Annotated in this window: 23 protein-coding genes; 13 read left to right on the forward strand and 10 right to left on the reverse strand. The window is 62.2% G+C overall.

What is annotated here, in order from left to right; genetic code table 11:
• The first annotated feature begins 44 nt into the window (after positions 1 to 44).
• The gene (locus DM813_RS11925; RefSeq protein WP_241653167.1) at positions 45 to 1,790 is read left to right on the forward strand and encodes an alkyl/aryl-sulfatase; all 1,746 of its coding nucleotides are present in this window, start codon (positions 45 to 47) and stop codon (positions 1,788 to 1,790) included.
• Positions 1,791 to 1,895: 105 nt separating this feature from the next.
• On the opposite strand, the gene DM813_RS11930 is transcribed toward DM813_RS11925, so the two are convergent.
• The 6 genes from DM813_RS11930 to DM813_RS11955 form a co-directional block, all read right to left on the reverse strand.
• Entirely contained in the window at positions 1,896 to 2,825 is a 930-nt protein-coding gene (locus tag DM813_RS11930; protein ID WP_128323595.1) for a p-hydroxyphenylacetate 3-hydroxylase reductase component, read from the reverse strand.
• Between the two features lie 70 nt (positions 2,826 to 2,895).
• The gene (locus DM813_RS11935; RefSeq protein WP_128323596.1) at positions 2,896 to 4,065 is read right to left on the reverse strand and encodes a p-hydroxyphenylacetate 3-hydroxylase oxygenase component; all 1,170 of its coding nucleotides are present in this window, start codon (positions 4,063 to 4,065) and stop codon (positions 2,896 to 2,898) included.
• A gap of 169 nt (positions 4,066 to 4,234) precedes the next feature.
• On the reverse strand, positions 4,235 to 5,044 hold the full coding sequence (locus DM813_RS11940; protein WP_128323597.1) for a helix-turn-helix transcriptional regulator: 810 nt from the start codon (positions 5,042 to 5,044) through the stop codon (positions 4,235 to 4,237).
• 70 nt (positions 5,045 to 5,114) lie between these two features.
• Positions 5,115 to 6,455, reverse strand: a complete 1,341-nt coding sequence (locus DM813_RS11945; RefSeq protein ID WP_128323598.1) for an MFS transporter — start codon at positions 6,453 to 6,455, stop codon at positions 5,115 to 5,117.
• Positions 6,456 to 6,541: 86 nt separating this feature from the next.
• Entirely contained in the window at positions 6,542 to 6,730 is a 189-nt protein-coding gene (locus DM813_RS11950; RefSeq protein WP_206617379.1) for a DUF2783 domain-containing protein, read from the reverse strand.
• A 10-nt stretch (positions 6,731 to 6,740) separates the two neighbouring features.
• Positions 6,741 to 8,441: an FAD-dependent monooxygenase gene (locus DM813_RS11955; protein WP_128323600.1), complete on the reverse strand. Its 1,701-nt coding sequence runs from the start codon at positions 8,439 to 8,441 to the stop codon at positions 6,741 to 6,743.
• A gap of 181 nt (positions 8,442 to 8,622) precedes the next feature.
• Here DM813_RS11955 and hisN point away from each other — a divergent pair, with 181 nt between their 5' ends.
• The 6 genes from hisN to DM813_RS11985 all read left to right on the forward strand — a co-directional run bounded on the left by hisN (position 8,623) and on the right by DM813_RS11985 (position 16,265).
• Positions 8,623 to 9,414 (forward strand): histidinol-phosphatase, encoded by a 792-nt coding sequence (gene hisN, locus DM813_RS11960; protein ID WP_128323601.1) that lies wholly within the window; start codon positions 8,623 to 8,625, stop codon positions 9,412 to 9,414.
• A gap of 239 nt (positions 9,415 to 9,653) precedes the next feature.
• A complete protein-coding gene (locus DM813_RS11965; protein ID WP_128323602.1) occupies positions 9,654 to 10,706 on the forward strand; it encodes an ABC transporter substrate-binding protein in 1,053 nt (350 codons plus the stop codon).
• A 15-nt stretch (positions 10,707 to 10,721) separates the two neighbouring features.
• Positions 10,722 to 11,342, forward strand: a complete 621-nt coding sequence (locus tag DM813_RS11970; protein WP_128323603.1) for a glutathione S-transferase C-terminal domain-containing protein — start codon at positions 10,722 to 10,724, stop codon at positions 11,340 to 11,342.
• Positions 11,343 to 11,384: 42 nt separating this feature from the next.
• Complete coding sequence (locus DM813_RS11975; protein ID WP_128323604.1) at positions 11,385 to 12,464, forward strand: AraC family transcriptional regulator; 1,080 nt, start codon at positions 11,385 to 11,387, stop codon at positions 12,462 to 12,464.
• A gap of 113 nt (positions 12,465 to 12,577) precedes the next feature.
• On the forward strand, positions 12,578 to 14,932 hold the full coding sequence (locus DM813_RS11980) for a TonB-dependent receptor (RefSeq protein WP_128323605.1): 2,355 nt from the start codon (positions 12,578 to 12,580) through the stop codon (positions 14,930 to 14,932).
• A gap of 7 nt (positions 14,933 to 14,939) precedes the next feature.
• Entirely contained in the window at positions 14,940 to 16,265 is a 1,326-nt protein-coding gene (locus tag DM813_RS11985; protein ID WP_128323606.1) for an LLM class flavin-dependent oxidoreductase, read from the forward strand.
• Between the two features lie 35 nt (positions 16,266 to 16,300).
• On the opposite strand, the gene DM813_RS11990 is transcribed toward DM813_RS11985, so the two are convergent.
• Positions 16,301 to 16,771, reverse strand: a complete 471-nt coding sequence (locus tag DM813_RS11990) for a winged helix-turn-helix transcriptional regulator (protein WP_128323607.1) — start codon at positions 16,769 to 16,771, stop codon at positions 16,301 to 16,303.
• 135 nt (positions 16,772 to 16,906) lie between these two features.
• On the opposite strand from DM813_RS11990, the gene DM813_RS11995 reads away from it, so the two are divergent.
• Positions 16,907 to 18,157, forward strand: coding sequence for an MFS transporter (locus DM813_RS11995; protein WP_128323608.1), 1,251 nt, complete (start codon positions 16,907 to 16,909; stop codon positions 18,155 to 18,157).
• A gap of 75 nt (positions 18,158 to 18,232) precedes the next feature.
• On the opposite strand, the gene DM813_RS12000 is transcribed toward DM813_RS11995, so the two are convergent.
• Entirely contained in the window at positions 18,233 to 19,474 is a 1,242-nt protein-coding gene (locus DM813_RS12000; RefSeq protein ID WP_128323609.1) for a DUF1835 domain-containing protein, read from the reverse strand.
• Positions 19,475 to 19,618: 144 nt separating this feature from the next.
• Positions 19,619 to 20,056: an NUDIX hydrolase gene (locus DM813_RS12005; RefSeq protein WP_128323610.1), complete on the reverse strand. Its 438-nt coding sequence runs from the start codon at positions 20,054 to 20,056 to the stop codon at positions 19,619 to 19,621.
• Between the two features lie 127 nt (positions 20,057 to 20,183).
• On the opposite strand from DM813_RS12005, the gene DM813_RS12010 reads away from it, so the two are divergent.
• A complete protein-coding gene (locus DM813_RS12010) occupies positions 20,184 to 20,630 on the forward strand; it encodes an NUDIX hydrolase (protein WP_128323611.1) in 447 nt (148 codons plus the stop codon).
• A gap of 15 nt (positions 20,631 to 20,645) precedes the next feature.
• Here DM813_RS12010 and DM813_RS12015 read toward each other — a convergent pair whose 3' ends face one another.
• Positions 20,646 to 21,287, reverse strand: a complete 642-nt coding sequence (locus tag DM813_RS12015; RefSeq protein WP_128323612.1) for a LysE family translocator — start codon at positions 21,285 to 21,287, stop codon at positions 20,646 to 20,648.
• A 122-nt stretch (positions 21,288 to 21,409) separates the two neighbouring features.
• Here DM813_RS12015 and DM813_RS12020 point away from each other — a divergent pair, with 122 nt between their 5' ends.
• From DM813_RS12020 to DM813_RS12035, 4 genes are all read left to right on the forward strand, one after another.
• A complete protein-coding gene (locus DM813_RS12020) occupies positions 21,410 to 21,916 on the forward strand; it encodes a GNAT family N-acetyltransferase (RefSeq protein WP_128323613.1) in 507 nt (168 codons plus the stop codon).
• 416 nt (positions 21,917 to 22,332) lie between these two features.
• Positions 22,333 to 24,585, forward strand: a complete 2,253-nt coding sequence (gene katG, locus DM813_RS12025) for a catalase/peroxidase HPI (RefSeq protein ID WP_128323614.1) — start codon at positions 22,333 to 22,335, stop codon at positions 24,583 to 24,585.
• 399 nt (positions 24,586 to 24,984) lie between these two features.
• Entirely contained in the window at positions 24,985 to 25,920 is a 936-nt protein-coding gene (locus tag DM813_RS12030) for a Ppx/GppA family phosphatase (RefSeq protein ID WP_128323615.1), read from the forward strand.
• A 250-nt stretch (positions 25,921 to 26,170) separates the two neighbouring features.
• Positions 26,171 to 26,845: a DUF3313 domain-containing protein gene (locus DM813_RS12035; RefSeq protein WP_128323616.1), complete on the forward strand. Its 675-nt coding sequence runs from the start codon at positions 26,171 to 26,173 to the stop codon at positions 26,843 to 26,845.
• Positions 26,846 to 26,960: the final 115 nt, after the last annotated feature.

Consider the following 26,960-nt stretch of genomic DNA (forward strand, 5'->3'; position numbering starts at 1 on the left):
TCGCCCCATTGCCCTCCGAGCCGATCAAGGGCCCGAACGGCAACATGATCTGGGACCCGAACAAGTACGGTTTCATCAAGGAAGGCGAAACCGCACCGGCCAGCACCAACCCCAGCCTGTGGCGCCAATCGCAGCTGATCAACATCTCCGGACTGTTCGAAGTCACCGATGGCATCTACCAGGTGCGCAACTACGACCTGTCGAACATGACCATCGTCGAAGGCAAGGAAGGCATCACCATCTTCGACCCGCTGATCTCCAGCGAAACCGCCAAGGCAGCACTCGATCTCTACTACAAACACCGGCCGAAAAAGCCCGTGGTCGCGGTGATCTACACCCACAGTCACGTTGACCACTACGGTGGCGTACGCGGCGTGATCAATGAAGAAGACGTCAAGGCCGGCAAGGTCAAGGTCTACGCACCAAAAGGCTTCCTCGAGCATGCGGTAGCCGAGAACGTCATGGCCGGTACAGCCATGAGCCGTCGCGCCAGCTACATGTACGGCAACCTGCTGCCGCCGAACGAGACCGGTCAACTGGGCGCCGGTCTGGGCACCACCACTTCGGCCGGTACCGTCACCCTCATCCCGCCAACCGACATCATCGAGAAGACCGGCGAGAAGCATGTCATCGACGGCCTCACCTATGAGTTCCTCTACGCGCCGGGCAGCGAAGCGCCGGCCGAGATGCTCTACTACATCAAGGAAAAAAAGGCCCTGAACACGGCCGAAGACTCCACCCACACCATGCACAACACCTACTCGCTGCGCGGCGCGAAAATTCGCGAGCCGCTGCCGTGGTCCAAGTACCTCAACGAAGCGCTGAAGATGTGGGGCGACGACGTCCAGGTGATGTACGCAATGCACCACTGGCCGGTCTGGGGCAACAAGGAAGTCAAGGATCAGCTGTCGTCGCAACGCGACATGTACCGCTACATCAACGATGAAACCCTGCGTCTGGCCAACAAGGGGTACACCATGACCGAAATCGCCGAACAGGTGAAACTGCCCAAGTCGATTGCCGACCGCTTCTCCAACCGTGGCTACTACGGCTCGCTGAACCACAACGTCAAGGCCACCTATGTGCTGCACCTGGGCTGGTTTATCGGCAACCCGGCAACCCTGTGGGAGCTGCCACCGGATGAACAGGCCAAACGCTATGTCGACATGATGGGCGGCGCCGATGCCGTGCTGAAAAAGGCCAAGGAATACTACGACAAGGGTGACTACCGCTGGGTGGCCGAAGTGGTCAACCATGTGGTGTTCGCCGACCCGAACAACCAGGCGGCGAAGAACCTGCAAGCCGACACCCTGGAGCAACTGGGGTACCAGGCCGAGAGCGGACCGTGGCGCAACTTCTACCTGACCGGTGCGCAAGAGTTGCGCAATGGCGTGCAGAAGCTGCCAACACCGGACACCGCCAGCCCCGACACCGTCAAGGCGATGGACCTGGACCTGTTCTTCGACTTCCTGGCCATGCGTCTGAAAGGGCCTGAGGTGGGCGACAAGCACATCACCTTGAACCTGGACTTCACTGACCTGAAGCAGAAGTACACCCTGGAGATGGTCAACGGTGTACTCAACCACACCGAGGGCGCGCAAGCGAAGGACGCCGACGCGACCATCACGCTGACCCGTGACACCTTGAACAACATCATGCTCAAGCAGACCACGCTCAAGGACGCTGTCAGCAAAGGCGACGTGAAGGTGAACGGCAACGAGGGCAAGCTTGAGGAGTTGATGAGCTACATGGACAACTTCGATTTCTGGTTCCCGATCGTCACGCCCTAGCGCTCTTACTGATGCCTGATGACATCAAGGCAAGCCACTGGCAGTTGCCAGTGGCTTGCCTGTTTTCTTCAATACCGATGCAATTGACGCTCATCCCTCGCCCCATCAAGCCCCTTGAATCACACCCTTTAGCACCGCTTTGAACGCCTCGATCTGCGCCGCGTCAAACTGGGCGAACACTTTTTGCTGCTGCTCATGGGCAATCGTCCACAGGCCTTCGGTTTCATCGATGCCCTTGACGGTGAGCCGCACCCGATCCCCTTCGTCAGTGAGCAGGCCCTTGCGCTTGAGGTTGGCAACCGCCTCGACAATTTCCCGCGCCGGCATCGCCACTTCGCGCTGCAGGTCAGTCATGTTCAGGCCCGCATCGTTTTCCAGCACCATCAGCATGCGTGCTTCGCTGGTACGCAGCCCGGTGGACAACTGACGCGGCTGGTAACTCGCCTGATAGGTGCGCAGTGCCTGGGTCATCAGGTAATACAGGTTATGGCTCAGGCGGCCCTGGAAATGGCTGCTGGGCGGCTGGCCTTCTTCGCGGCGGGTCATGCGCGTGTGCGGCAAGACCATGGAATAGGCACCCTGGTGATAGAGCAACGGCGAGCGCCCGCAATCATCAAAGGCTACCACCTTGCCGATCATGATCCAGTGATCGCCACCGTCGACCTGCTGGTACTTTTCACAGTGAAAACGTGCGGCGCAGTCGACAAGCAGCGGCGCACCGCCCTCGCCCACCTCGAACTCAATGCCTGCGAACCGATCATCTTTGGGCTTGGCAAAATTGTTCGACAGGTCAATCTGATCGGCCGCCAGCACATTCACCGCAAAGTGACTGGCGGCTTCAAATACCTCGTGGCTGCTGGAGCGCTTGTCGATACTCCAGAGAATCAGCGGCGGCTCCAGCGACACCGAGTTGAAACTGTTGGCCGTGACGCCGACCTTGCGGCCATCCGCGCTCGCGGCGGTCACCACCGTGACGCCGGTGGCAAAGTTGCCCAGGGCGCGGCGAAACGCGCGGGTATCCAAAGCAGTAGACATGCAAGACTCCTGGGCCTTCGCTGAAGGCCGCAGTTATTGTTATAGGCACAGGATTGAGCGTATCAGCAGATCAGACCATCGTCGGATCAGGCTCCAGGCCCATCAGCTCACGGCCGAGGATCTGCGCGCAAACGTCATAGTCGGTATAGGCATGGGCGCCGGTGAGGTGCGCGTCGCGGAACAGCCGTTGCAGTTCGTTGGTTTCGAACCAGGCACCACCGCCGGCTGCCTCCATGAGGCGATCCACCGCCTGGATGCACATTTTGGTCGCGTAACCCTGGTTGGTTCGCCAGAACGCCAGGGTTTCCCGGCTCGGGTATTGGTGGCGCTCGCCATGCTCGGCGTGCTCCTGCCAGGTTTTCTCCAGGAAGGCGCGCGCGGCCGCCACCTGATGGGTGGATTCGGCCAGGCGCATCAGCGCCGGCGTCGCCGCACCGACCGCAGCGCCGGTGTAGGCGCGCACGCGGTTCCTGGTTTTTTCGCGGAACACCTCGAGCATGCGCTCTGCTACACCGAGGCTGACGGTGGCGAAGCCGCTGGCGAAATACGGCCGGTAAGGCGAATAGAAAATCTTGCTGTCGGGGTACAGGCCAAACCCGGCCGACTTGCCTTCCATCATGTCCTTGGCTTTCTGGATGCGGTGTTCGGGCACGAAAGCCTGGTCGATGATCAGGGTTTTGCTGCCACTGCCACGCATGCCGACGGCGTACCAGTCATCGCGGATTTCGTAGTCGCGACGGGGCAGCACGGCAAAGCAATAGTCCTGGGTGCCTTCAGCGTTGGGGCGGCGAAAACCGACGATGGCCCACTCGGCGTGATCGCAACCGCTGCTCCAGCCCATCTCGCCACTGAACATCACCCCGCCCTCCACCTCTTCGGTGCGGCCGAAGGGGGCGATGCTGCTACTGGCGGTGGCATCCGGGTTGTCGCCCCAGATTTCCTGCTGGGCGCTGGCGGCGAACATTGCCAGTTGATGGCTGTGGGTGCAGAGCAGACTCATGGCCCAGGCGGTGCTGGCGCAAGCGCCTGCCAGCAAGGCAATGCAGTCGGCGAACTGCGGCAGGGAAATTTCCATCCCGCCGAAGGCTTTTGGCTGGAAGGCGCGGTGCATGCCGATGCTTTTCAGCAGCGCGATGTTCTCGGCAGGCACGGTTCGATCCTGCTCGGCCTGGAACGCTTTGGCGGCAATGGCAGGCAGCAGGGGCTTGAGGTCTTCGAGCAGAGGGTTTGGCTTTTTCATGGCGTGACTCTTGTTATTGTGGCGTCTGCAAATCCCGTGCAGCCCCGCGCACCGTTGTCGCTTGCGGCGCAGGGAGTAACGGCGATCCGTCCTGTTTACCGGGTCAGTATGCGTAGCCAGGCCGCGATGAAAAATGCACGTTCCGGACGGAAAATTGTACTTTCCGTGGTCAGGCCCACTCGGCCCGCGTGGCCAGCCCGAACAACTCACGCAAACCATTGATGCCCAGCTTGCGGTACAGGCGTTTGACGTAGGTGGCAGCGCTGACCGGGCGAACGCCCAGGTGTTCGGCGATGTCGTCAACCTCCAGGCCGCTGAGCATCAGGCGCAACAACTCCTGTTCGCGCAAGGTCAGCTCCACGTGCTGCTGCCTGATCACCCGCTCGGCGAGCAACAGCGGCATCTCGTTAGCCTGCACGTAGGCGTGGTAGTGCAGGCGCACGGCCTGGATCAGCAGCGGCGCGAGGGTTTCCAGGTAGTTCACTTCACGTTCCGAGAAGCGTCCGTGTTCGCGGCCCCGGTAGAAGTTCACCGACAGCCAGCGGTTGCTTTCGCAATGGGTAAGCAAGGCCACCCGCTCGGAAATCTGTGGCTGTTCGTAGCAGATGCGCCGGTACTCGCCATGGGCAATGTCATCGATGGACTGGCGCTGGACGATGGTGTTGTGCACGGCGCTGCTCTGGTTCATGGCCTGCTGGTTGCCATCCAGGCCAAAGAAGCGCTGCACATATTTGTTGGAAATCACCGGCAGCGACACTTCCCGCGCCCGGTCCGCGAAGGAGAACACCTCCGGGTTGCGCCGCTTTGGGTAGGCAAAGATGGTGCACTGCGCCAGGGGTACACCCGGGCCGATAACCTGCAGCAGATCGGCGGCCAGAAACCGGCTGCGGTTCACCCCGATCCTGGCCAGCAGGTTGGCGGTGTGGCCGAGGTTGAGGCTGTGTTCGCTGCTGCCGGGACGCAAGGGCCAGTACTGCATGACAGGTTCTCTCCGGGTGTCGGGCGCAGGTGGTGTGGTGATTGCCACCTGCCCGGCACTTTATCATCGTTCAGCGCGAAGTCTCTGGCCCGGCGATGGGCAGTCGCAGCGCCAACAGCGCCCCGACGATCATCAACACGGCCGCGTAGACAAAACCCGAGCCGAAGTTTGAGGTCAGGTCTTTCAGCCAGCCGATCACCAGCGGATTGACGGCCGAGCCGATATTGCCCACCGCATTGATCACTGCAATGCCCACGGCACGTGCACGCAAACTCAAGGCCTGGTCCGGTGTGGTCCAGAAGATCGACATGGCGCTGTAGGAGCCGCTGGCCGCCATGCACACGCCCAGCAGTTGCACCACGGCAACGTTCGAGAGCGCGGTAAATACCCAGCCTGCCGCTGCCAGCAGCATCGGCAGCACCAGGTGCCAGCGACGCTCACGGGTACGGTCCGAGTGCAGGCCCCAGACGACCATGAGAATGATGGTGCAGACTTGCGGAATGGCGGCCAGAAGACCGATCGATGCGTTACTGCTCCCGGTGTTGAAGCTTTTGACGATCAGTGGCGTCCACACTGCGATCATTGCCAGGGTGTTGACCAGGCAAAAATACACCAGGCAGAACAGCAGGATTTGCGGTGAAGCCAGTTCGGCCCAGACACTGCGCGCAGGCTGCGCAGTACTTGGCGCTGACGCCTGCCGATCGTTATCCAGCGCCGTTTGCAGCAACGCTTTTTCTTCGTTATCGAGCCACTTCGCCTGTTGCGGGCGGTCATCCAGGTAACCAAACACAACGCAGCCCATCAGCACCGAAGGCAGGCCTTCGAGCAGGAACAACCATTGCCAGCCCTTCAACCCCCACACGCCGTCCAGCCCCAGAATCAGGCCCGACAGCGCGGCACTGAAGCCCGCCGTGAAGGGCATGGCGATCATGAACAGCGCATTGGCCCGGGCCCGGTAGGCCGTCGGGAACCAGAAAGTCAGGTACAGCAGCACGCCGGGCAGAAACCCTGCCTCGGTCACCCCGACCAGAATACGCAACAGGTAGAGCGAGGTGGCATCGGTGGCAAACAGCGTGCAGGTGGAAGCCAGGCCCCAGGCAATCATCAGGCTGCCGATCCAGCGCCGTGCGCCGATACGTGCCAGGGCCATGTTGCTGGGGATGCCACAGGCAATGTAGGCGACGTAGAAAAAGGTGCTGGCCAGACCGAACTGGGTGCCGCTCAAGCCCAGGTCGCCCATCATCGTCAGGCCGGCGAAGCCGATGTTGATGCGGTCCAGAAACGACAGCACAAAGCAGACAAACAAAAAGCCGATCAGCCTTTTCGAGACCTTCTTGCACACCTGCTGGTAGCGATCTTGCGCACCGTCCACGCTCGAGGTGGCAGCACTGACAAGGGGGCTGCGAGTCATTGGGGACTTCCTGATTATTGTTATAGGTAGGCGCACCGGCCTGGTTGTCCAAGCCGGTGGCAATTGCACATAAGGCAGTCTGTTGATTACAGGTCGAGCAACGCGGTACGGGTCAACGTCATGAACTGCTCGGCATCGCCCAGGGCCTGGGCACTGAGCAGCGCCAGCTTCACAAGAAACAGTTCGCGCTTGCCTTCAGCGGCCTGATCCAGCGCGTCGGCGAGTTGGTCGTAAACCGTTTCAAGATCGGTGATGGTCAGTTGTTTATTGTCCATGCGGTTGTCCTCACTCATTGCCCAGGGCCGTTACGATGGCCGCGCGCAGTGCCTGGCCGCCGAGTTGCTGCCAGCGTGCGCACACGTGCTGGTCCGGCCGCACCAGATAGGCACTGCCCGCTCTCGCGCCGTATTTGCTGCGCAGGTGACCGCTGTGGTCGTCGATCACTCCATCCGCACCGCTGATTGCGCCTTGCCGATTGCCGGTCACCGCCAGTACCTGCAGCGGCACACCCTGCTCGCGCAACGCTTGCACCTGCGCCTGAATGTCACCCGGCACCTCATTGGCATCGGTGAAATACAGCAGGTAGAACGACGCGCCCAGGCAGTCGAAAAGGAACTGGTCATCGCCAAGTCGAATGTTCAACAGCGGTGCGCCCTGGTGAGGGCCGCTGGTGTACAGGCCGTTGTCGTCACCCTTGCAGTTAAGCGCCGAGTCAACGTAGTCATGGGGCCGGGAGGTGCGCCAGTGATACAGGGGACGCACAAATTCCTGGGTCAGTGACAGCGACAGCACCGCATCGCGCACCAGGCAATGGCCCGGCGTTGGCGGCGTCATGAAGCGCGTGCTTTTACCGGCTTCGGCAATGATCTCGCGCGCGGCCCCTACCCGCTCCGCGCTGTAGGAAGCCAGCAGGCCGGGACCGGCTACGCCCTTGATGGTCAGGGCCAGTTTCCAGCCCAGGTCATGGCAGTCCTGAAAACCGGTATTGGCCCCACGAACGCCGAAGATCGGCAACAAGTGCGCGGCATCACCGGTAAAAATCACCCGATCGTGGATGTATTTCGGCAGGGTGAGCGCCCGCGCCGAGTATACCGAGCACCAGTCCAGTTCCCATTGCGGGTTCTGTACCCCGACGATGGCCAGCTGGGCATTGATGCGCTCGCGCAGGGAGTCGGCAGACAATGCCTGCTCCGGCGTTTCGTCGCGCGGCAACTGATAGTCGATGCGCCAGATGTTGCCCGGTTCCCGGTGCATGAGCACGGTGTTGCCCGGGTTCCAGTTCGGGTCGAAGTAGGCCAGGCGCTCGGTGGGCAAGTCGAGTTCGATCTTGATGTCGGCAATCACAAAGCGCCCTTCATAGGCGGCGCCTTCCAGTTGCAAGCCGAGCAGCCCGCGAATGGCCGAGCGCGCACCGTCGGCGGCAATCACCCAGTTGGCTTCGAGCCTGTAGTCACCGACCGGCGTATCGATGTCCAGCGTCGCGTAGTCGCCGGCTTGAACCAGTGCAGTGACCTTGTTGCCCCAGCGCAACTCGATCAACGGGTTGGCCTGGCAGGCGTCGACCAGGAACTGCTCCAGGCAAGGCTGTTGCAGGTTGGTCATCGGCGGAAAGCGGTCGTCCGCGTCGTGGGGCGCTTCCATGCGGAACACGCGCTGGTTGCGGTAGAAGGAGTTGCCGAAACGCCAGCCCAGCCCCGCCGCCGTAACCTGCTCGGCAACACCGACCTGCTGGAGGATCTCCAGGGAGCGGCGAGTGAAGACGATCGCGCGACTACCTTCGCTGACCTGGCGTTCGGCCTCCAGCACGATCGACGGAATGCCATAGCGGGCCAGGTCCAGTGCCGTGGTCAGGCCGATGGGGCCGGCACCGACGATCACCACGGGGCGACGCTCGACCTGTGCGGCGTTCACGCTGGCAGTATGGGCAGGGTAAACCTGATAATCGAAATAGATTGAGCGACGAGGCTCGGCGAGCGGTGTGTGCATCGCAGTGCATCTCCGGTTTTTATGTTTATTGGCCTGAGCCGTTCGGAATTGCAGAGGACTGTAAGCGCTGCACGACAAATCGATGTCCCCTTGAGGAGACAACTTTGCACCGGCGCCAATCGTGGGCGGGCTGCGCATCGGCTATGATCGCTGCCATTGCACCGACCCGAGGACACATTCGATGCCGCTGACCGCAGATCAACTCGCAGAATTCCAGGCCTTCGCCGAACAACTGGCGGACGCCGCAGCCGAGGCCATTGCCCCGTATTTTCGCGCCACCCTGGAGGTCGAGGACAAAGGCAGTCGCCTGTTCGACCCGGTTACCGTGGCCGACAAGGCCGCCGAACGGGCCATGCGCGAGTTGATCCGCGCGCGCTACCCGACCCACGGCATTCTCGGTGAAGAAGAAGCGGCCACCGTCGGCAGCAGCGAGCTGACCTGGGTGCTTGACCCCATCGACGGCACGCGCGCCTTCATCACCGGTTTGCCGCTGTGGGGCACGCTGATCGCCCTGAATGATGGTCAGCGTCCGGTATTGGGCGTCATGAACCAGCCTTTCACCGGCGAACGCTACATCGGCACGCCGGCGGGTGCCTGGCGCAATGGCGCGGCGCTCAAGACCCGCGCTTGCGCCGGCCTCGCCTCGGCACGGTTGATGTGCACCACCCCGGACATGTTCGACAAGCCAGAACAACGCGCGGCGTTCGACGCGGTATCGTCCCAGGCGCAACTGCTGCGCTTTGGCGGCGACTGCTATGCCTACTGCATGCTGGCCTCGGGCTTCGTTGACGTGATTATCGAGGCCAGCCTGCAACCTTACGACGTGCAGGCGTTGATCCCGATCATCGAAGGCGCCGGCGGCGTCATGACCGCCTGGGACGGCTCGCCGGCCCACAACGGTGGCGCCGTGATTGCCTGTGGCGATCGTGCCCTGCATGCGCAGCTGGTCGAGTTGCTGCGTCACGCGGCGTAAACGATAGAAATTACCGCTCGATACTGGCAGTCAGTCCACGCCGGGGCTGATTTGCCAGCGCTCGCTGCCGTGCATAATTTTTATGCCTTGCAGGCATTGCACACGCAGGCTTTGTACTTCCGCATATATACCCAAAACGACTAAAAATAATTTTTTAATTATTTTATTTCTCAAACTGTAGCCCGTTATACCTGCGTCCTCTATCCAGCACCCCCGCTGGCATTTGCAGGAGCATCCGCATGAGTCGAGCGAAATCATTCCTTCCCAAGGCAGCACTTACCCTGGCGGCGTTACTGGTATCCAGCCTGGCCTGGGCGGATACGGTCAAAGAGATTCGTATTGCCGTGCCTGACATCAGCGCCGGCCCGACACCCAGCGGGGCCGGGATTGTCGACGTGCTGCGCGAGCGGCAGGACCTGGAAAAGGAATTTGCCAAAGACGGCATCAAGATACGCTGGGACTTTTTCAAAGGCGCCGGCCCGGCAATCAACGAAGCCTTGGCCAATGGCCAGGAGGACTTTGCCTACCTCGGCGACTTCCCGGCCATCATCGGCAAGGCCAGTGGCCTGGACACCCGTTTGCTCAGTGCCGTCGCCCGTGACGTGAAACTCTACCTGGCGGTGCAACCGGGTTCCGGCATCACCACATTCGAAGCCCTCAAAGGCAAGCGCGTGGCCATTTTCCGTGGTACCGCCACCCAGCTTTCATTTGCTTCGGCGCTGGCCCACCAGGGCCTGAAAGAGAGCGACTTCAAGGTGGTCAACCTCGACTACAACGCCGCCAACGCGGCATTGGCCGCCAAGCAGATCGACGCAACATGGGCCGGCGCCAACGTAATCGCCCTGAAGGCGCGCGGCCTGGCCGAAGTGCCGCTGACCACCGTCGACCTGAACGGCGCCGGCAGCATGCAGGCGGTGTTGCTGGGGCGTGGCGCCTTTGTCGATGCGCACCCGGAACTGGTCGCCCGCCTGATCAAGGCGCAGCAGCCGGCCATTGAATGGCTGCGCAACGACGCCCACAAGCAGGACTATATCAACCTGGTTTCGCGACTCGCCAGCTTCCCGGCGCAATTGCTCGAGACCGACGCTGAAGATCAGTCGCTGGTGAAAATTTTCGCGCCGCAACTCGACGCGCCGTTCCTCGACAACCTGCAGCACAGTGTAAATCTGGCACTTGAAGCTAAATTGATCCGCAAGGGTTTTGAGGTAAAGCCGTGGGCTGACCCGCGCTTTCTCGATGCCGCCCTGCAACAGCCAGTCACTGCCACCCAATCCCCACAAGCCAGCCGCTGATAACAAGGATTTCACATGACCACGCTGTTCATTGCTCCAGGTGCCTGCTCGTTCGCCGCCCACGTTGTCGTGCGTGAATTGCAATTGCCCATTACCGTCGAGCAGGTGCTGCTCAATCGCGAGGATTCGCCCTATCGCCAGATCAACCCGGCCGGCCGCGTGCCCGCGCTGCTTCTGGATGACCGCACCCTGCTGAGTGAAAACACAGCGATCCTGCCGTACCTGGCCGACCTCAAACCCGGCACGTCTTTGTTCGCACCGGCAGGTTCGGTGGAGCGCGCGCAGATTCAGAGCTGGCTCGGTTACCTGGCCACCGAGGTGCATGTCGGCGCGTTTCGTCTGATCAACCGCCCCGAGCGTTTCAGCACCGATGAAGCGGCGTTTCCGGGCATCCGCCAGCGCGGTTTGCAACAGCTGGCGAACGCCTTGAAGCCTATCGAAGCGCACCTGGCAACCACGCCGTACCTGGTGGGCAACCGCTTCACCCTGGCGGATATCTACCTCGGCGTGTTCGTCGGCTGGAGTGCCCGCGCCGGTGCATTGCTGGCGGATTTCCCGGCACTGCAGGCGTTTCTGGGCCGCTACCGCGCGCACGAATCGGTGGCGCAGGCCCTGAGCGCCGAAGGCCTGGCCTGAGCCCCACCGAGGACCGAAACCTGAGCGAGCCGGAGAACCCCCATGCCTACCATCGATACCATTGCCACCTGGGCCCAGGTCATCGCCCGCACGCTCGAAGCACGGGGCATTGCCGCTGCCCCGCTGCTGCGCGAGGCCGGTATCAGCCGTTGTAACCTGCATGATCCCAACCAGCGCATCGCCCTCCAGGCCATGAGTGCGTTCTGGCGGGCGGCGCAGCGTGTCAGCGCTGACGAGTGCTTCGGCCTGCTGGCGGCGCAGCACAGTTACCCGACCGACTTTCACGGCCTGTTTTTCGCCGCGCAAAGCAGCGCGACGGTGATCGAGGCGCTGGAGCGCGGCGTGCGTTTCGCCCCGGTGATCACCACCTCGGCGGCGCTGCGCCTGGTGCGTGGACCGCACACCACGCGGATGATCTACGGGGTGGCCGCCGGCGCCGAGGTGGAGCAAGTTGCCACCGAGGCGTCGATAGCCTGTGCGGTACGTTTCACCCGCCAGACCTGGGTCGACCTGCCGATCGTGCACGGTGTGCGCCTGGCTCGCCCTGCCCCGCAGGATCCGCAGCGCTGGGCACGCTTGCTCGGTTGTCCGGTACGCTTCGACGCCGGCGAAAACGCCATCGAGTACAACAGCCGCTGGCTCGATGCCCCCCTGACCACCGCCAACCAGGCGGTGGCCCAGGGGCTGGACAGTGTGCTCAACGATTACCTGGAGCGCCAGCAACGCCTCAACCTGCCGCAACAGGTGCGCAGCGCCATCATTCGCTACCTGCCGCTGGGCGAGGTGCAGCAAAGCCGGGTTGCGGAGGAACTGGGCATGAGTGTGCGCAACATGCACCGGTACTTGCTCAAGCACGCTACAAGCTTCAAGGCACTGCTCGACGATTGCCGCCGGCAACTGGCGTTCAGTTATCTGCGCCAGACCGACTGCTCGATCAACGAGATCTGCTATCGCCTGGGGTTCAACGAGCCGAGCAGCTTCAACCGCGCGTTCCGCCGCTGGACCGGCGAGAGCCCCGGCAAGTGGCGCCGTGACGATGTGCCAGCGTTGCCCGAGCGCTTTCTGCCACGGTCACTGCCTGCGCCTGCGGCGCTTGACCAGGCATTCGCCATCGCGGTCTGAATTGCGTGTCTGCCGCGGACCATAGGTTGTCCGCGCAGGCCCCTTTTCCCGGCATCGCACGCTCTAGCATGGCCCTCATACCGCGTCGCGCGGCAATGAGGAGCCCCCTGTCCATGCTATTACGTTACCCGGCCACTACGGCCCATCGCCTCAAGCCCCTGAGCTTTTCCCTCTGGCTGGCGCTGCCCGGTGTCCTGTGCGCAACAACCCAGAGTTTTGCCGCCGATGAAACCAACACGCCTGCCACCACCGCCCAGGTCGATGACACCACCCCGCGCCTTGAGCAGGTCACCGTCACCGCTCGCCGCCGCGAAGAACAGTCGCAAGACGTACCGACGCCGATCACCACCCTCAGTGGCGAGAATCTGGAAAGCCAGCGCATCTACAAGATCCAGGACCTCCAGCAGGCGTTGCCCAGCGTCAACGTCGCCTACGTCCACGCTCGCGTGTCCAGCTTTGCCGTGCGCGGGATCGGCAACAACCCGGCCAGTGACGGCCTGGAAGGCAGCGCCGGCATTTACCTGGACAACGTCTACCTGGGCCGCCCCGGCATGGCTGCGTTCGACATGCTCGACGTCGAGCAGCTGGAGCTGTTGCGCGGCCCGCAAGGCACCCTGTTCGGCAAGAACACCACCGCCGGGGTACTGAACATCACCACCCGCAGCCCCACCTTCACTCCGGAACGCAGCTTCGAGGTGTCCGGCGGGCAAGACGGCTACTTTCAAGGCAAAGGCAGTGTCTCCGGGCCGTTGACCGATACCGTTGCCGGCCGGCTGTCGTTCTACCGCACCCGCGATGACGGCTACCTGAACAACCTCCATGACGACCGCACCCTGCTGGGCGGTGAGCGCGAAGGCCTGCGCGGGCAATTGCTGTTCAAGCCGAACGAGGATTTCAGCCTGCGCTGGATCAACGAATACAACACCGAGAACTCCAGCAGCGGCAGCAGCGTGATCTATGGCGCCGGTCCGCAATTCTGGCGGCGCGCGGCGCTGGTCGGCGCCCACCCGCAAGAAGGCAAAACCAACATTGATGGCCGCCAGAACGTCAGCGTGCACCAGAACGCCAGCTCCGTCGAAGCCAACTGGAACCTGGCCGGCGGCTACACCCTGACCTCGATCAGCGCCTACCGCAGCTGGCACTTCAACCCTGCCAACGACGGTGACCAGCTTGAGGTGCCGGTGATCAAGGACTTTGGCTACGAAGTGCACGACCGCCAGTTCTCCCAGGAAGTCCGCCTGGCCTCGCCCAAGGGTGAGTTCTTCGACTACGTCGTGGGCGCCTACGCGTTCAAGCAAGACCTGGGTAACCGGATCTTCACCAACCTCGGCCCGCTGGCGGATCTCAACCTGATCGGCGTCAACCTCAACGCCCTCAACAACGTCAACAGCAAGACCAACGGCAAGATCGACACCGAGAGCTATGCCTTGTTTGCCCAAGGAACTTGGCACCTGAGCGAGCGCCTGGATTTCAGCGCCGGCATACGCGGCACCTATGAAGAGAAAGCCGCCAACGTCCAGCGCTTTGCGCCCACCGGTGGCGGTACTGCGGTGGTGATTCCCGGCGTGGTCGACGGCAATGCGATACGCGAGAGCCAGGTCGGCGCCTATGACACCGGCGACCTCAACATGCACAACGCCGCGCCGTCGTTTCTGGCCAGCCTGAGCTACCACTTCAACGATGATGTGCTCGGCTATGCCTCGCTGTCTCACGGCGAGAAATCCGGTGGCGTCAACCTGGCGGTCGGCTCCGCGCCCAGCGCCGGCGCAGAATCGCTGCTGGTCGGCCCGGAGCGCGCCAACGATGCCGAGCTGGGCATCAAAAGCCAGTTGTTCGACCAGCGCCTGCAGCTTAACGCCAACGTGTTCTGGACTGGCGTGAACGGCTACCAGGCGACCACTTACTACCAACCGCCAGGATCATTGACCGGCTACCAGCTGCTGACCAACGCCGGCACGGTGCGCTCGCGCGGCGTCGAGTTCGAGGCGACCACCGTGCCGGTGCGCGGCCTGACCCTGAACATCAACGGCTCGTTCAACGATGTCACCTACCTCTCGTTCAAAGACGCACCCTGCCCCGCCGAAACACCCGGCGCGACCAACTGCGACCTGAGCGGCGAACGCGTGGCCGGTGCTTCGCGCTGGATCGGCAACGTCAACGGTGAATACAAGTGGCCGCGCATCAATGGCATCGAACCCTATGCCACCGGCAGCTACGCCTATCGCTCCGACAGCGAAGGCACCCTGGACAACTCCGACCTGGCGAAGATCGACGGCTATGGCCTGGCTAACTTCTCGGTAGGTGCTCGTGTTGACGTTGGTGACGGCTTGCTGGACGCCTCACTCTGGGTCAAGAACGCCTTCGACAAAGAGTATTACCTGGCGGTCGGCACGGGTTCCAACGGCCTGTACACCGCCTCCCCGGGCCAACCCCGCACTGCCGGTGCGACCTTGCGTTATGACTTCTGAGGTGCGTATGACAGCTAAAACAATGAGCCTTGGCGCGTTTCTGATGAGCAGCGGCCATCACCTGGCGGCGTGGCGCCACCCGCGTGCGTGGGCTGGCGGTGGCCTGGATTTCCAGCACTTCAGGCACTTGGCGAAAACTGCAGAGCGCGGCAAGTTCGATGCGATATTCTTCGCCGACAACCTGGCGCTGATGGGCTCGCCGGAGCTCGGCCAGTACACCACCGCCGGTGATGTCTTCGACCCGCTGGTGCTGCTCTCGGGGCTGGCGGCTGTAACCGAGCGCATCGGCCTGGTCTCGACCGTGTCGACCAGCTACAACGAGCCGTATTTGCTGGCACGCAAGTTCGCCTCCCTCGACCACCTGAGCAACGGCCGCAGCGGCTGGAACCTGGTGACCTCGGCGACCGACCTGGAAGCGTTGAACTTTGGCCGCGACAGGCACTTCGACCACGGCGACCGCTATCAGCGTGCCGAAGAATTTATCGACGTGGTGACCGGGCTATGGGACAGCTTCGAAGACAACGCCTTTGTCCGCGACAAAGCCAGCGGGGTATTTTTTCAGCCCGAAAAGCTGCACGTACTCAATCACCAGGGCGAACACTATCGCGTGCGTGGGCCGCTGAACATTCCACGCACGCCACAGGGCTACCCGGTGCTGATTCAGGCGGGCTCTTCGGAACCGGGCAAGGCACTGGCGGCACGCACTGCCGAAGTGGTGTTCACCGCACAGCAGACGCTGGGTAATGCCCAGGCCTTTTATGCCGACGTCAAAGGCCGCCTCGCCGGCTACGGACGGCGCCCGGAGCAACTGAAAGTCATGCCGGGGATTTCACCGGTGATCGGGCGCACGCAAAGCGAAGCGGAAGATAAATACCAACAGCTGCAGGACCTGATCGAGCCGCGTGTCGGGCTCGGGATGCTTGCGGGCATGGCCGGTGGCTTCGACCTGTCCGGCTATGACCTGGACGGGCCGTTGCCGGAGTTGCCGCTGAGCAACTCGATGCAAAGCCGCCAGGCGTTGTTCATCGACCTGGCCCGCCGGGAGAACCTCAGCATCCGCCAGCTGTACCTGAAGGTCGCCGGTGCCCGCGGGCACCACACCGTGATCGGCACGCCCGAGACTATCGCCGATACGCTGGAGCAATGGTTCCTTGAAGAGGCCGCCGACGGCTTCAACATCATGCCGCCGTTCCTGCCCGAAGGGCTGGATGACTTCGTCGAGGGTGTGGTGCCGCTGCTGCAACAGCGCGGGCTGTTCCGCCGTGAATACAGCGGCACCACCTTGCGCGATCACCTAGGGCTGCAACGACCGGGCAGTCGTTACGAGCGATAAAAGATCATTCGTTGAACGCAATAGCGGGCCCCTTGTCAGTCAGCGACGAGGGGCCCGCCATCGACGCACCTCACCCTGTGGCACTGCGCGGGCTCGAGCTTTTCACCGCTTGATGAGCGAACTTCCAGCGGCATCAGCGGCTGGCCCGACGCATTGTCCAACAGCACAGAACGTACCTCGCCCGGCTGGAACAAAAAGCGCTCGCCCCACTGCCGCAGGCTGATGACCACCGGAAACACCTCCCGGCCTTTTTCCGTCAGCACGTACTCCTTGTAGGCGCTGCCATCGGATGCCGGTTGAACGACGAATACGCCGACCTCGACCAGTGTTTTCAGCCGTGTTGCCAGAATATTCCTGGCCACGCCCAGGCTCTTCTGAAATTCGCTGAAACGGCGGATCCCATCAAACGCGTCACGAATGATCATCAGCGACCAGCGATCGCCGATTGCCTCAAGCGTTCTGGCCACCGGGCATTCCGTACGTTGCAGTGAAGTTTCTTCGACCATCGTGTTGACCTTCCAGACGACTGATGCGCCAGCGCTTTGCAGCGGACCGGGTAAAGTGGTTGCAATTTGAAACCAGAAACCGTAACAATGAATCCAGTTCTGAATTGAAACCAGTTTAGCGCCATGGAGGCGTACATGACAGCCGATGCCGACTCAGCTATCCAACACGGCCCCCGTCAGCAAGCTCCGGGGCTTTCTGCGTCGCTGACGTTTTTGTTCTCTGTCACCTGTGCGCTAGCCGTCGCCAACGTTTACTTCGCACAACCCTTGCTCGACTCAATGGCGCAGAGCCTGGGTGTAGCCCCGTCCATGATCGGGGTGGTGGTGACCGCGACTCAGGCAGGTTACGCCCTGGGGTTGCTGTTCATCGTTCCGCTCGGTGATTTGCTCAACCGTAGACGGCTGATCCTGACGCAAGTCGTGCTCTCTGCCGGTGCGCTGGCAGCAGTCGGTGCATCACAACAATGGCTGGCCCTGCTCGGTGCCATGACCGTTGTGGGTTTGCTGGCCGTGGTCGTTCAGGTGCTGGTGGCCTTTGCCGCGGCGCTGGCTACACCATCGCAACGCGGGCAGGCCGTGGGCACCGTGACCAGTGGCATCGTTCTGGGCATCCTGCTGGCGCGATTTACCGCAGGGCTGATTGCGGACATTGCAAGTTGGCGTGCCGTTTACTTTGCGTCTTCAGCGCTGATGCTGACCCTCGCCATGGTGTTGTGGAGAATGGTGCCTGCCGCCACAGAGCCCAGGCATCGTGCCTCGTACCCGGCGCTGATCAGGTCGCTGTTCACCCTGTTCATCACTGAGCCCACCTTGCGCGCCCGCGGCCTGCTGGCGTTGCTGATTTTCGCTGCGTTTTCCATACTGTGGACCGCCATGGTACTGCCCCTGAGCGCCCCGCCGCTGTCGCTTTCGCACACGGCCATCGGCCTGTTTGGCCTGGCGGGTGTCGCCGGTGCGCTGGCGGCCAGAGGCGCCGGCCGCTGGGCCGACCGGGGCTTGGGGCAACGCGTGACCGGCATCGCATTAGGGCTGCTGACGCTGTCGTGGCTGCCCATCCTGTTTGCCGAGACCTCACTGGTTGCACTGGTGGGTGGCGTGATCCTGCTCGACTTCGCGGTGCAGGCCGTGCATGTCACCAATCAGCACATCATCTTCGCCGCACGGCCCGACGCCCACAGCCGCCTGGTGGGCGCCTACATGTGCTTCTACTCGATCGGGAGCGCATTGGGTGCCGCTGCTGCGACACTGGTCTATGCCCGATGGGGGTGGATGGCTGTCAGCCTGCTGGGCGCCTTGATCAGCGCCAGTGCTCTGGTTGTTTGGAGCTTGCGCCGTGGAGATAGACAATTGCATGCCCGACGCAAGGATGTTCGTGCTGCGAGGTGAATGCCGCGGGCTGCGCCCGAGTTCGCGGCTGAAGCCGCTCCTGCAGGTACAGCGCCGCGCCCCGGAAGATGCGCCTCAGCGACGCCTTACTTCACCTTTCACACTTACCACCCACGGCGACTGATCGGCAACGACATGCACACCGCCCACCCAGCGATCTGCCGGCGACAGGTCGAGCCAGTTCGAGCGCCCGAGCAGCACCTGCTCGCCGAGTTCAGTCAGTCGCAGGTGGCGCTGTCGCCAATCGTTGCCCGGTGTTTCGGCCAGCAGCGGCCTGGGGGCATGGATCAATGGCTGCAGCAGTGCGTGAAACATCAGGTCACCCAAACAAGGCAAGGGATCGTAGCTCATCATCAAATGGTCAAACACCTTACCGGCCGCCAGCTCCCCCTCGGCGGCGAGGATACGCAGCACCAGCCGTAGCGTCAGGCTCAAGCCATCGTCGACGCCGGGAAGCTCCTGCAACTGCCGCGCCAGCGCGGGGCCCAGCAAAGGCAGTACGGGATGCTGTCGCGCAGCCAGGTTCGCCCAGTCGCTTGGGTCTGAGGCGGTGTACGCTGCCCACGCCTCACGCGCGAGCGCCAGCGCGTCCTCACCCAGTGCGCGACGTTGCGGCCAGAGCCAGGCAAGCAGGTCCGGCGCCAGTTGGCCAATGCCGATGAAGCGCTGCACCCCGGGTACCTGGTTGGTTTCAATCAGTTCCAGCCGACGCGGCACACGGGGCAGGCTTGCCAGTACCCGGATCAGAAACAGCTGATCGTAGGCGTCAGCCTCGCACCACAGCACCAACTCACTGTCTGCGTTCAATCGCGCCAGTGCCTCACGCTGCGGCGCCTGTCGCTGGGCAATATCGCGGGCAGACAGCGCGAACGCCTGTTGTGCATAAGCGGCCCGCACCGCCCAGTACTCATCATCGGGCAGCGCAGGCACCGGGCCCATCACCATCGGGTCATCGAACATTTGAAACGCCCCCGAAAAACCTGCGGTGCGCAGCCTGTGCTCGATGTCGTTACCACAACGCCAGTGCTGAACGGTGGCCTCCCCCGTCGCGGCAAAATCGGGATGGCGGGCGGTGAAAGCAACGCGATCGGCATGAGCGATCAGCTTCGGCCAGCTGGCAAAACCCGCCTCGCGCGCCACCAGCCACTGCGTGTCGGCGAGGCGATAGTCAGGACCGGGCAACCCCAGTGCGGACAGTTGCGCACGGGCATCATCTGCCTCGTTGTTTTTCAGGGCCTTGAGAAGACGCTTGGCGCGCTTGCGCAGTGAAGGTAAATCGAGCAGTCCGTGATGACGGGAAGTATAGGTGGCAGGCATGCCAACTCCTTACAGGGCTCGGTCCGCCGACAAGCCGGGAGTTGGAATGAAATAGGGTTCAAGCATGCCTGGGTTACCCCTTCGCGCGGACCGCGGGCGCAGCGTACGCCCGAGGCCGAACTTTAGCGCCAAGCGCTGGATGAATCAACGCTGCGCCTCAACCCAGTGGCCACGCGCTTTCAGTGCGGCAGATAAAAAGTCCAGCGCGCGCTGAAAGACGGGGTGGCAATCGGCATAGGGCAACTGATCGAGCGGCGCCCAGAAAAACGCGAACCGGTGACCGTAGTCGTCCGTGGTCTGGTGCGACCACTGCTCAGGTAGTGCCTCCCCTGTCTCACACAGGTGGAACGACCAGACCTGGCCACGATGTCCCGCCTCCCAGCAGCCCAGGTCATCGCTGATCGTAGCCGGGCCGATGCCGGACTCTTCTCTCAGTTCACGCAAGGCGGCCTCACGCGGTGATTCGCCCTGTTCTATGGTGCCTTTGACCAGTTGCACCCCTGCCAACGGATGGCGGAACAACAGGATTCCGGGAACCTGCGCGCGTGAGAGCACCACGGGGCAGGCCTTGTCAGGGCGCATGGCGATTTCCTTATCAGCAATGACGGCCGGCCATCATACCCACTCGGGCGCGTACGCCAAATAATTGCCGAAGCTGGGCCCTTCACGTATCTTCGCGCGCCGCTCACTCGCAAAAGGAATTTGGCCCGTGTCAGCCCCCCGCATTCGCGCCCTCGCCCTGTGTATTTTTCATCATCAGGGCAAGATCCTGGTCAACCGCTTTGTCGACACGCAAACCCTGCAAACGCTCCACCGCCCTCTCGGTGGCGGCATCGAATTCGGTGAGCGCAGCATCGACGCCGTCGCCAGGGAAGTTCAGGAAGAACTGAACCAGGTGATCACCGATATTCGCCTGATCGGAACGCTGGAGAGCATCTTCACCTACGACGGCAAACCCGGTCACGAGATCGTCCAGGTATACGACGCACGTTTCAGCGACATGAGTCTCTATGCAGAGCCCTGGCTGATCGGCCACGAATCCGATGGTGCGGCGTTCAAGGCCATGTGGCTCGACGGCGGCAGTTTCACCGATGACTCACCACTGGTCCCTGAAGGGCTGTTCGATCTGCTTAAGGCCGCTTCGTTGCTGCAGTGAAGACGGCCCCTCCCCTCAGGCCGTTTGCCTGCGCATGGCCAGGATGGCTGCGCCAAAGCCGATGAAGGTCGACCCCACCACCCTGCTCACCCACAGCGAGAACCGTGGCCGTGTCAGTACGCCCTTGGCGCGTGAAGCCAACGCGGCATACAGCGTCAGCGAGGTCAGCGACAGGCCCATGAAGATCGATGTGAGCAACAGGAACTGTGGAAGCAAGGCGGCGCTCTGGTCGAGGAACTGCGGGAACAGTGCCGAGAAGAACATGGTCGCCTTGGGGTTGGTCGCGGCAGTCAGGAACGCCGATTTGAACAGTTTAAGGCGGGACGGCCGGCTGGCGGTCTGATCGGCCAGCCCCTCGGCCGCCAGCATCGGCGCTTTGCGCAACAGCTGTTTGGCGCCCAGGTAAAACAGGTAGCCGGCACCGGCGATCTTCACGACGTTGAACATCCACTCGGAACTGGCCAGCAAGGCACCCAGCCCAAGCATCGCCGCAGCCGACAGACAAAACAGCCCGCAGGCGTTGCCAATGGACGACCACAGCGCAGCCCGCGGGCCATAGGCCAGGCTGTTGTTGATCGCCATCAACGTGGCCGGGCCGGGGCTGGCGATGGCAATCGCGGCAACCAGAACATAGGTGAGCAACACGTGAACATCCATTTTTCAGGCTCGAACATGATGGGCAAGTGAGGCATGTTACAAGGACAATGCCCGCAGAGCACGCCAAGCCTGGCGAGGGCTGGCTTTCAAACACCACTCACCACCCCGGAATGACAGAGCGCATGAATATCTTGATTCGCAACGAGCAGCCTGAAGACATCGATAGCATTACACAGCTGACCGAGGCTGCATTCGAGCACACCGAACACAGCAGTCATACCGAGCAGTTCATCGTCAATGCGTTGCGCAACGCCGAGCAGTTGAGCATCTCGCTGGTGGCCGTGGAGAATGGCGAGATCATCGGTCATGTGGCCGTGTCACCGGTGACCGTTTCTTCGGGTGCACGCGGCTGGTATGGCCTGGGCCCGATTTCGGTGCGGCCGGATCGTCAGGGTCAAGGCATAGGCGCAGCGTTGATGAACGCGGCTCTGGACGCGCTGCGCCAGATGGGCGCTGCCGGTTGCGTGCTGCTGGGCGACCCTGGCTACTATGGCCGCTTCGGCTTCAAGGCTCACCCGGGCCTTGAGTTGCCCGGCGTTCCTGCGGAGTACTTTCAGGCACTGGCGTTTGCCGGCGAGGTGCCGACAGGTACGGTCAAGTATCACCCGGCGTTTGACGCCACCTGTTGATCAAGGGGCGGTGCAGGTGGGACCTTTGTGGGAGCTGGCGCAGCCTGCGATCGAGTGCGAAGCACTCGCAGATTTCCCAAACCACCCCCCACATTGAAAGAGCGCCTCTATCAACACCCAATACTGGCGCTATTAGCCCTCGCGCTTACCCAGGTCTAGCCTATATTTATCGCTGCACTGAACCGGCCGGCTGGCTTCTGGGGAGGCGGTAATAAAGCGGCTACAGCCGTCCTCTTCGCCGTGTTGCAACTGTCCGATAACGAGATTGCCGCTATGCTCCATTGTCCGTGATGGCCATCACCGATTCGTTGATCGAACCGCTGGCCTTGAACCGATGTCATTGATTTCACTCATCTCTACCCGGTTGGCACGACGGGTCGGATTGTGGGGTGAGTCCATCCAGAGGTGAAACAGTCATGTCAAACGAGTCAAAATGCCCGTTCAACCACAGCGCTGGCGGCGGCACCACCAACCGAGACTGGTGGCCCGACCAGCTGAACCTGAAGATCCTGCATCAACACTCGTCTCTGTCCGATCCGATGGACAAGGACTTTGACTACGCCAAGGCCTTCAAGAGCCTCGACTTCGCTGCTCTCAAGCAGGACCTGCGGGCCCTGATGACCGATTCCCAGGACTGGTGGCCGGCCGACTTCGGTCACTATGGCCCACTGTTCATCCGCATGTCCTGGCACAGTGCCGGGACCTACCGTACCGGTGATGGCCGTGGCGGCGCCGGCTCCGGCCAGCAGCGCTTCGCCCCGCTCAACAGCTGGCCCGACAACGTCAGCCTGGACAAGGCCCGGCGCCTGCTCTGGCCGATCAAGCAAAAGTATGGCCGCAACATTTCATGGGCCGACCTGATCGTGCTGGCCGGTAACGTTGCCCTTGAATCCATGGGCTTCAAGACATTCGGCTTCTCCGGCGGTCGCGCCGATGTATGGGAACCGGATGAAGACGTGTACTGGGGTACCGAAACCGTCTGGCTGGGCGGCGACGCCCGCTACGGCAAAGCCCAGCCTCCCGGGGATGCACCGGTGGTGGCCGACCCGTCGAAACATGGCGAGGAAGAAAGCCGCAACCTCAGTGGCGAGCGCAACCTGGAAAACCCGCTGGCTGCCGTGCAGATGGGCCTGATTTACGTTAACCCCGAAGGCCCCGAAGGCAACCCCGACCCGATCGCCTCGGCCAAGGACATCCGCGACACCTTTGGCCGTATGGCCATGGATGATGAAGAAACCGTGGCGCTGATCGCCGGCGGTCATGCCTTCGGCAAAACCCACGGCGCAGGCCCCGCTGACAACGTCGGCCCCGAGCCGGAAGCGGCAGGTCTGGAGGAACAGGGCCTGGGCTGGCGAAACTCATTTGGTTCCGGCAAGGGCGCCGACGCGATCACCAGCGGCCTGGAAGTGACCTGGACCCAGACACCCACGCAGTGGAGCAACCACTTCCTGGAAAACCTCTTCGGCTTCGAGTGGGAACTGACCAAGAGCCCGGCCGGCGCCCACCAGTGGAAGCCTAAAAACGGTGCCGGTGCAGGTGAGATTCCGCACGCCTTCGACACGTCGAAAAAGCAGGAACCGAGGATGCTGACCTCTGACCTGGCCCTGCGCTTCGACCCGATCTACGAACCCATCGCCCGACGCTTCAAAGACAACCCCGAGCAGTTGGCCGACGCCTTCGCACGGGCCTGGTACAAGCTCATCCACCGTGACATGGGCCCGCTGTCGCGCTACCTGGGCCCGGAAAATCCCACCGAAGAACTGCTCTGGCAAGACCCGATCCCGGCCGTCAGCCATGCCCTGGTCAACGACGCCGACGTGGCAGCGCTGAAAAGCAAGGTGCTGGCTTCGGGGCTTTCTGTTGGCGAGTTGGTGTCTACCGCATGGGCAGCGGCATCGTGCTTCCGCGGTTCTGACAAACGCGGTGGCGCCAACGGCGGGCGCCTGCGCCTGGCTCCGCAAAAGGACTGGGAAGCCAACCAACCCGCGCAAGTGGCCAAGGTGCTGGGTGTGCTGCAAAACATCCAGGGTGAGTTCAACAGTGGCGGCAAGCAGATTTCCCTGGCCGACCTGATCGTGCTGGCCGGTGGCGCCGGTGTCGAAAAGGCTGCGAAAGATGCCGGTTTCAACGTCACCGTGCCCTTCTCGCCCGGCCGTGCCGATGCCAGCCAGGAGCAGACCGACGTCGAGTCGTTCGGCTTCCTGGAACCGGTTGCCGACGGTTTCCGCAACTTTGTCAAAGCCGGGGTCAAGGTTCGCCCCGAAGCGCTGTTGCTGGACAAAGCACAACTGCTGACGCTCACCGCACCGGAACTGACGGTATTGATCGGCGGCCTGCGCGTACTGGGGGCCAACGCCGGGCAAAGCGCACATGGCGTGTTCACCCAGCGGCCTGGGCAGTTGACCAACGACTTCTTCAAGAACCTGCTGGACATGAACGTGGAATGGAAACCCACCTCCAGCGCCAACGACAGCTTCCAGGGCCACGACCGCAAAACCGGTGCGCCGAAGTGGACCGGTACCCGCGTTGATCTGGTGTTTGGCTCGCATGCGCAACTGCGCGCGCTGGCCGAGGTATACGCCAGCAGCGATGCGCAACAGAAGTTCGTCAATGACTTCGTCGCCGCCTGGCACAAAGTCATGAACCTGGACCGTTTCGACCTGGCGTAACACCACCGCCCCGGCCATACCGCCGCGTAGAAAAACGCCCCGACCTGTTCGCTCAGCTCGGGGCGTTTTCATTCTGATCCGTATTTTTATGCGCTATCTGCATCTGTAATGAATGCCCGCACACTCCGACAATAAAGCACCCTCACCGTTCGGAGTTCATATGGGCAAGCTTGCGATTTTCGTGGTCGGTTTTCTGCTGCTCGCCATCGGCATTGGCGCCTTGGGGACCATTTCGCCGTTGTAAGGCGTAAGCACCTGAAGTCTTTGTAAAAAATCAGCGATGACAGCCGGACCTCTGTCATCGGCTGTCATCTTTATGTCATCAACCGGGTGGAAGATCTCCGCAACTCGCCAGAGAGCCTCTGTCTGCTGACGGATGAACTTGCAAGGACACACCCAATGAAAGGAGACACCTCTCTTTTTGCGGCCATCGACCTGGGCTCGAACGCGTTTCGTCTGATGATCGGTCAGCCGGCCAGGCGCAATCGCCAGTTCGTGATCGAGGAGGTGAAATCCTTGCGCGAACCCGTCCGTCTGGCCGAAGGTTTGCAAGACGGTGCCCTCGACGACTCGGCGCTGGACCGGGGCTGGCAGGCCCTGGCGCGATTTGGCAAAAAGCTGCGTGGCTTCGAGGCCGGCCGTGTACGCGCGGTAGCCACCAGCGCCGTACGCGAGGCAGCCAATGCCCAGGTGTTTCTCGGTGACGCCGAGCGTCACCTGGGTTTTCCCATCGACGTCATCTCCGGCCAGGAAGAAGCCCGCCTGGTGTACACCGGCGTCACCCACCGCAGCCCCTCTCCCGACAAGATGCGCCTGGTGGTGGATATCGGTGGCGGCTCCACCGAATTGATCCTGGGCTGGGGTGACCAGCCCTTGCTGACCGAGAGCATCAACGTCGGCAGCGGTACCTGGAGCACGCGCTTCTTTCCTGGCGGCCATGTCTCGCCGCAGGCGCTGCAGCAGGCCGAGCGCAATGCCATCCTGCAATTTGAGACGGTCGCCCGCCGCTACCGCCAGCTGGGCTGGCAGCAGGCGATCGGTTCCTCTGGCACCGCACGCATGCTGGCCAAGGTGCTCAGGGCCAATGCCCTGAACGACTATGGCGAAGGTGGCATCACCTACAGCGGCCTGCTGCGCCTGTCGTTGCTGCTGCTTGAGGCCGGGCACGTCGGCAACATCAAGCTGGGCGGCCTGCAAGCGCATCGCCAGAGCGTGTTGCCGGGCGGGCTTGCAGTGATGCTGGCCGCGTTCAAGGTATTCGCCATCCGCGACATGACCCCCTCCGAACCAGGCCTGCGTTTCGGCGTATTGCACGGCTTGATGCAACAGCGCTGAACAGCACTGCGCGGCCGGTTATCCCTCCCCGCCGCGCCGTCATCGCCTGCCGAAAAATTGCACGGTTGTCCTTTGCCACAGCTTGTAACTTGGCGATAACCATCTACGGTTATTTCTATTCCTTCACTCCCCTGACTGGCTGCTGATCAATAGCGCTATATAACGACTGCTGCGCACCGTGGAAACCGCGCATACGCTCGCCAGGATTCGAACGTACACACGACTCAGATCTGTCCCAAGGAGCTACACCATGAAGTCGAAGCACCTGTTGTTTACGTTGTGCGTGACCTCGCTGGCGCTGTCCGGCTGTGCAAACAAGTACGTGGAACCCGACCAGTACTCCGGATTCCTGAAAAACTACAGCGCGCTCAAAGAAGCCGAGTCGCCTTCCGGCGCACCGGTCATGCGCTGGATTGACCCGTCGGTGAACGTCGGCAAGTTCAACAGTGTGTACATAGAGTCGAGCCAGTTCTATCCCAAGCCACAAGCAACCGACAAGATTCCGGACACCACCCTGCAAGGCATCACCCGCTACTACAACCAGTCCCTGCAAAACGAATTTGCCAAAGAGCTGCCGCTGGCCAAGGGCCCGGGCCCTGGCGTGCTGATCGTGCGCCCGGCGATCACCGCCGTGAGCGCATCGACCAAAGGCCTGCGCCCGTATGAAGTGATCCCGATTGCCCTGATTGCCGCTGGCGTCAGCACCGCGACCGGCATTCGCGACCAGGACACCAGCCTGTCAACCGAAGCGGCGTTCATCGACTCCGACAGCGGCAAGGTCGTCGCTCAGGTCGTGCGCAAAGGCGCCGGTTCCGACCTGGAAAACTCCGACCAGGTGATGACCGCCAAAGACGCCAAGGCGGTACTCGACGGCTGGGCGATCGACATGGCCAAGTCCTTTGAGCAGCTCAAAACCAAGAAATAAGACAGTGCGTCTACCTGCCTGGTACAGCCCCGCCAGTGACGGCACCCCGGGGTTGTGCCTGGCCATTGACCCGCCATGATTCGATGGGCAAGCAAGCCCGCGGGGTGACTGTTCG

Source organism: Pseudomonas alkylphenolica, assembly GCF_004025535.1.
GTDB classification, from domain to species: Bacteria; Pseudomonadota; Gammaproteobacteria; order Pseudomonadales; family Pseudomonadaceae; genus Aquipseudomonas; species Aquipseudomonas alkylphenolica_A.

What these genes read in the sequence shown, in the direction of transcription:
- DM813_RS11940 (WP_128323597.1), bottom strand. Translation starts at nt 5,044, where the DNA reads ATGCAGTACTGGCCCTTGCGTCCCGGCAGCAGCGAACACAGCCTCAAC.
- DM813_RS11955 (WP_128323600.1), bottom strand. Translation starts at nt 8,441, where the DNA reads ATGCACACACCGCTCGCCGAGCCTCGTCGCTCAATCTATTTCGATTAT.
- katG (WP_128323614.1), top strand. Translation starts at nt 22,333, where the DNA reads ATGTCAAACGAGTCAAAATGCCCGTTCAACCACAGCGCTGGCGGCGGC.
- DM813_RS12015 (WP_128323612.1), bottom strand. Translation starts at nt 21,287, where the DNA reads ATGGATGTTCACGTGTTGCTCACCTATGTTCTGGTTGCCGCGATTGCC.
- DM813_RS11950 (WP_206617379.1), bottom strand. Translation starts at nt 6,730, where the DNA reads ATGGACAATAAACAACTGACCATCACCGATCTTGAAACGGTTTACGAC.
- DM813_RS11975 (WP_128323604.1), top strand. Translation starts at nt 11,385, where the DNA reads ATGCCTACCATCGATACCATTGCCACCTGGGCCCAGGTCATCGCCCGC.
- DM813_RS12000 (WP_128323609.1), bottom strand. Translation starts at nt 19,474, where the DNA reads ATGCCTGCCACCTATACTTCCCGTCATCACGGACTGCTCGATTTACCT.
- DM813_RS11925 (WP_241653167.1), top strand. Translation starts at nt 45, where the DNA reads ATGATCTGGGACCCGAACAAGTACGGTTTCATCAAGGAAGGCGAAACC.
- DM813_RS11995 (WP_128323608.1), top strand. Translation starts at nt 16,907, where the DNA reads ATGACAGCCGATGCCGACTCAGCTATCCAACACGGCCCCCGTCAGCAA.
- hisN (WP_128323601.1), top strand. Translation starts at nt 8,623, where the DNA reads ATGCCGCTGACCGCAGATCAACTCGCAGAATTCCAGGCCTTCGCCGAA.
- DM813_RS12030 (WP_128323615.1), top strand. Translation starts at nt 24,985, where the DNA reads ATGAAAGGAGACACCTCTCTTTTTGCGGCCATCGACCTGGGCTCGAAC.
- DM813_RS12005 (WP_128323610.1), bottom strand. Translation starts at nt 20,056, where the DNA reads ATGCGCCCTGACAAGGCCTGCCCCGTGGTGCTCTCACGCGCGCAGGTT.
- DM813_RS11945 (WP_128323598.1), bottom strand. Translation starts at nt 6,455, where the DNA reads ATGACTCGCAGCCCCCTTGTCAGTGCTGCCACCTCGAGCGTGGACGGT.
- DM813_RS11965 (WP_128323602.1), top strand. Translation starts at nt 9,654, where the DNA reads ATGAGTCGAGCGAAATCATTCCTTCCCAAGGCAGCACTTACCCTGGCG.
- DM813_RS12020 (WP_128323613.1), top strand. Translation starts at nt 21,410, where the DNA reads ATGAATATCTTGATTCGCAACGAGCAGCCTGAAGACATCGATAGCATT.
- DM813_RS11985 (WP_128323606.1), top strand. Translation starts at nt 14,940, where the DNA reads ATGACAGCTAAAACAATGAGCCTTGGCGCGTTTCTGATGAGCAGCGGC.
- DM813_RS11930 (WP_128323595.1), bottom strand. Translation starts at nt 2,825, where the DNA reads ATGTCTACTGCTTTGGATACCCGCGCGTTTCGCCGCGCCCTGGGCAAC.
- DM813_RS11980 (WP_128323605.1), top strand. Translation starts at nt 12,578, where the DNA reads ATGCTATTACGTTACCCGGCCACTACGGCCCATCGCCTCAAGCCCCTG.
- DM813_RS12035 (WP_128323616.1), top strand. Translation starts at nt 26,171, where the DNA reads ATGAAGTCGAAGCACCTGTTGTTTACGTTGTGCGTGACCTCGCTGGCG.
- DM813_RS11990 (WP_128323607.1), bottom strand. Translation starts at nt 16,771, where the DNA reads ATGGTCGAAGAAACTTCACTGCAACGTACGGAATGCCCGGTGGCCAGA.
- DM813_RS11970 (WP_128323603.1), top strand. Translation starts at nt 10,722, where the DNA reads ATGACCACGCTGTTCATTGCTCCAGGTGCCTGCTCGTTCGCCGCCCAC.
- DM813_RS11935 (WP_128323596.1), bottom strand. Translation starts at nt 4,065, where the DNA reads ATGAAAAAGCCAAACCCTCTGCTCGAAGACCTCAAGCCCCTGCTGCCT.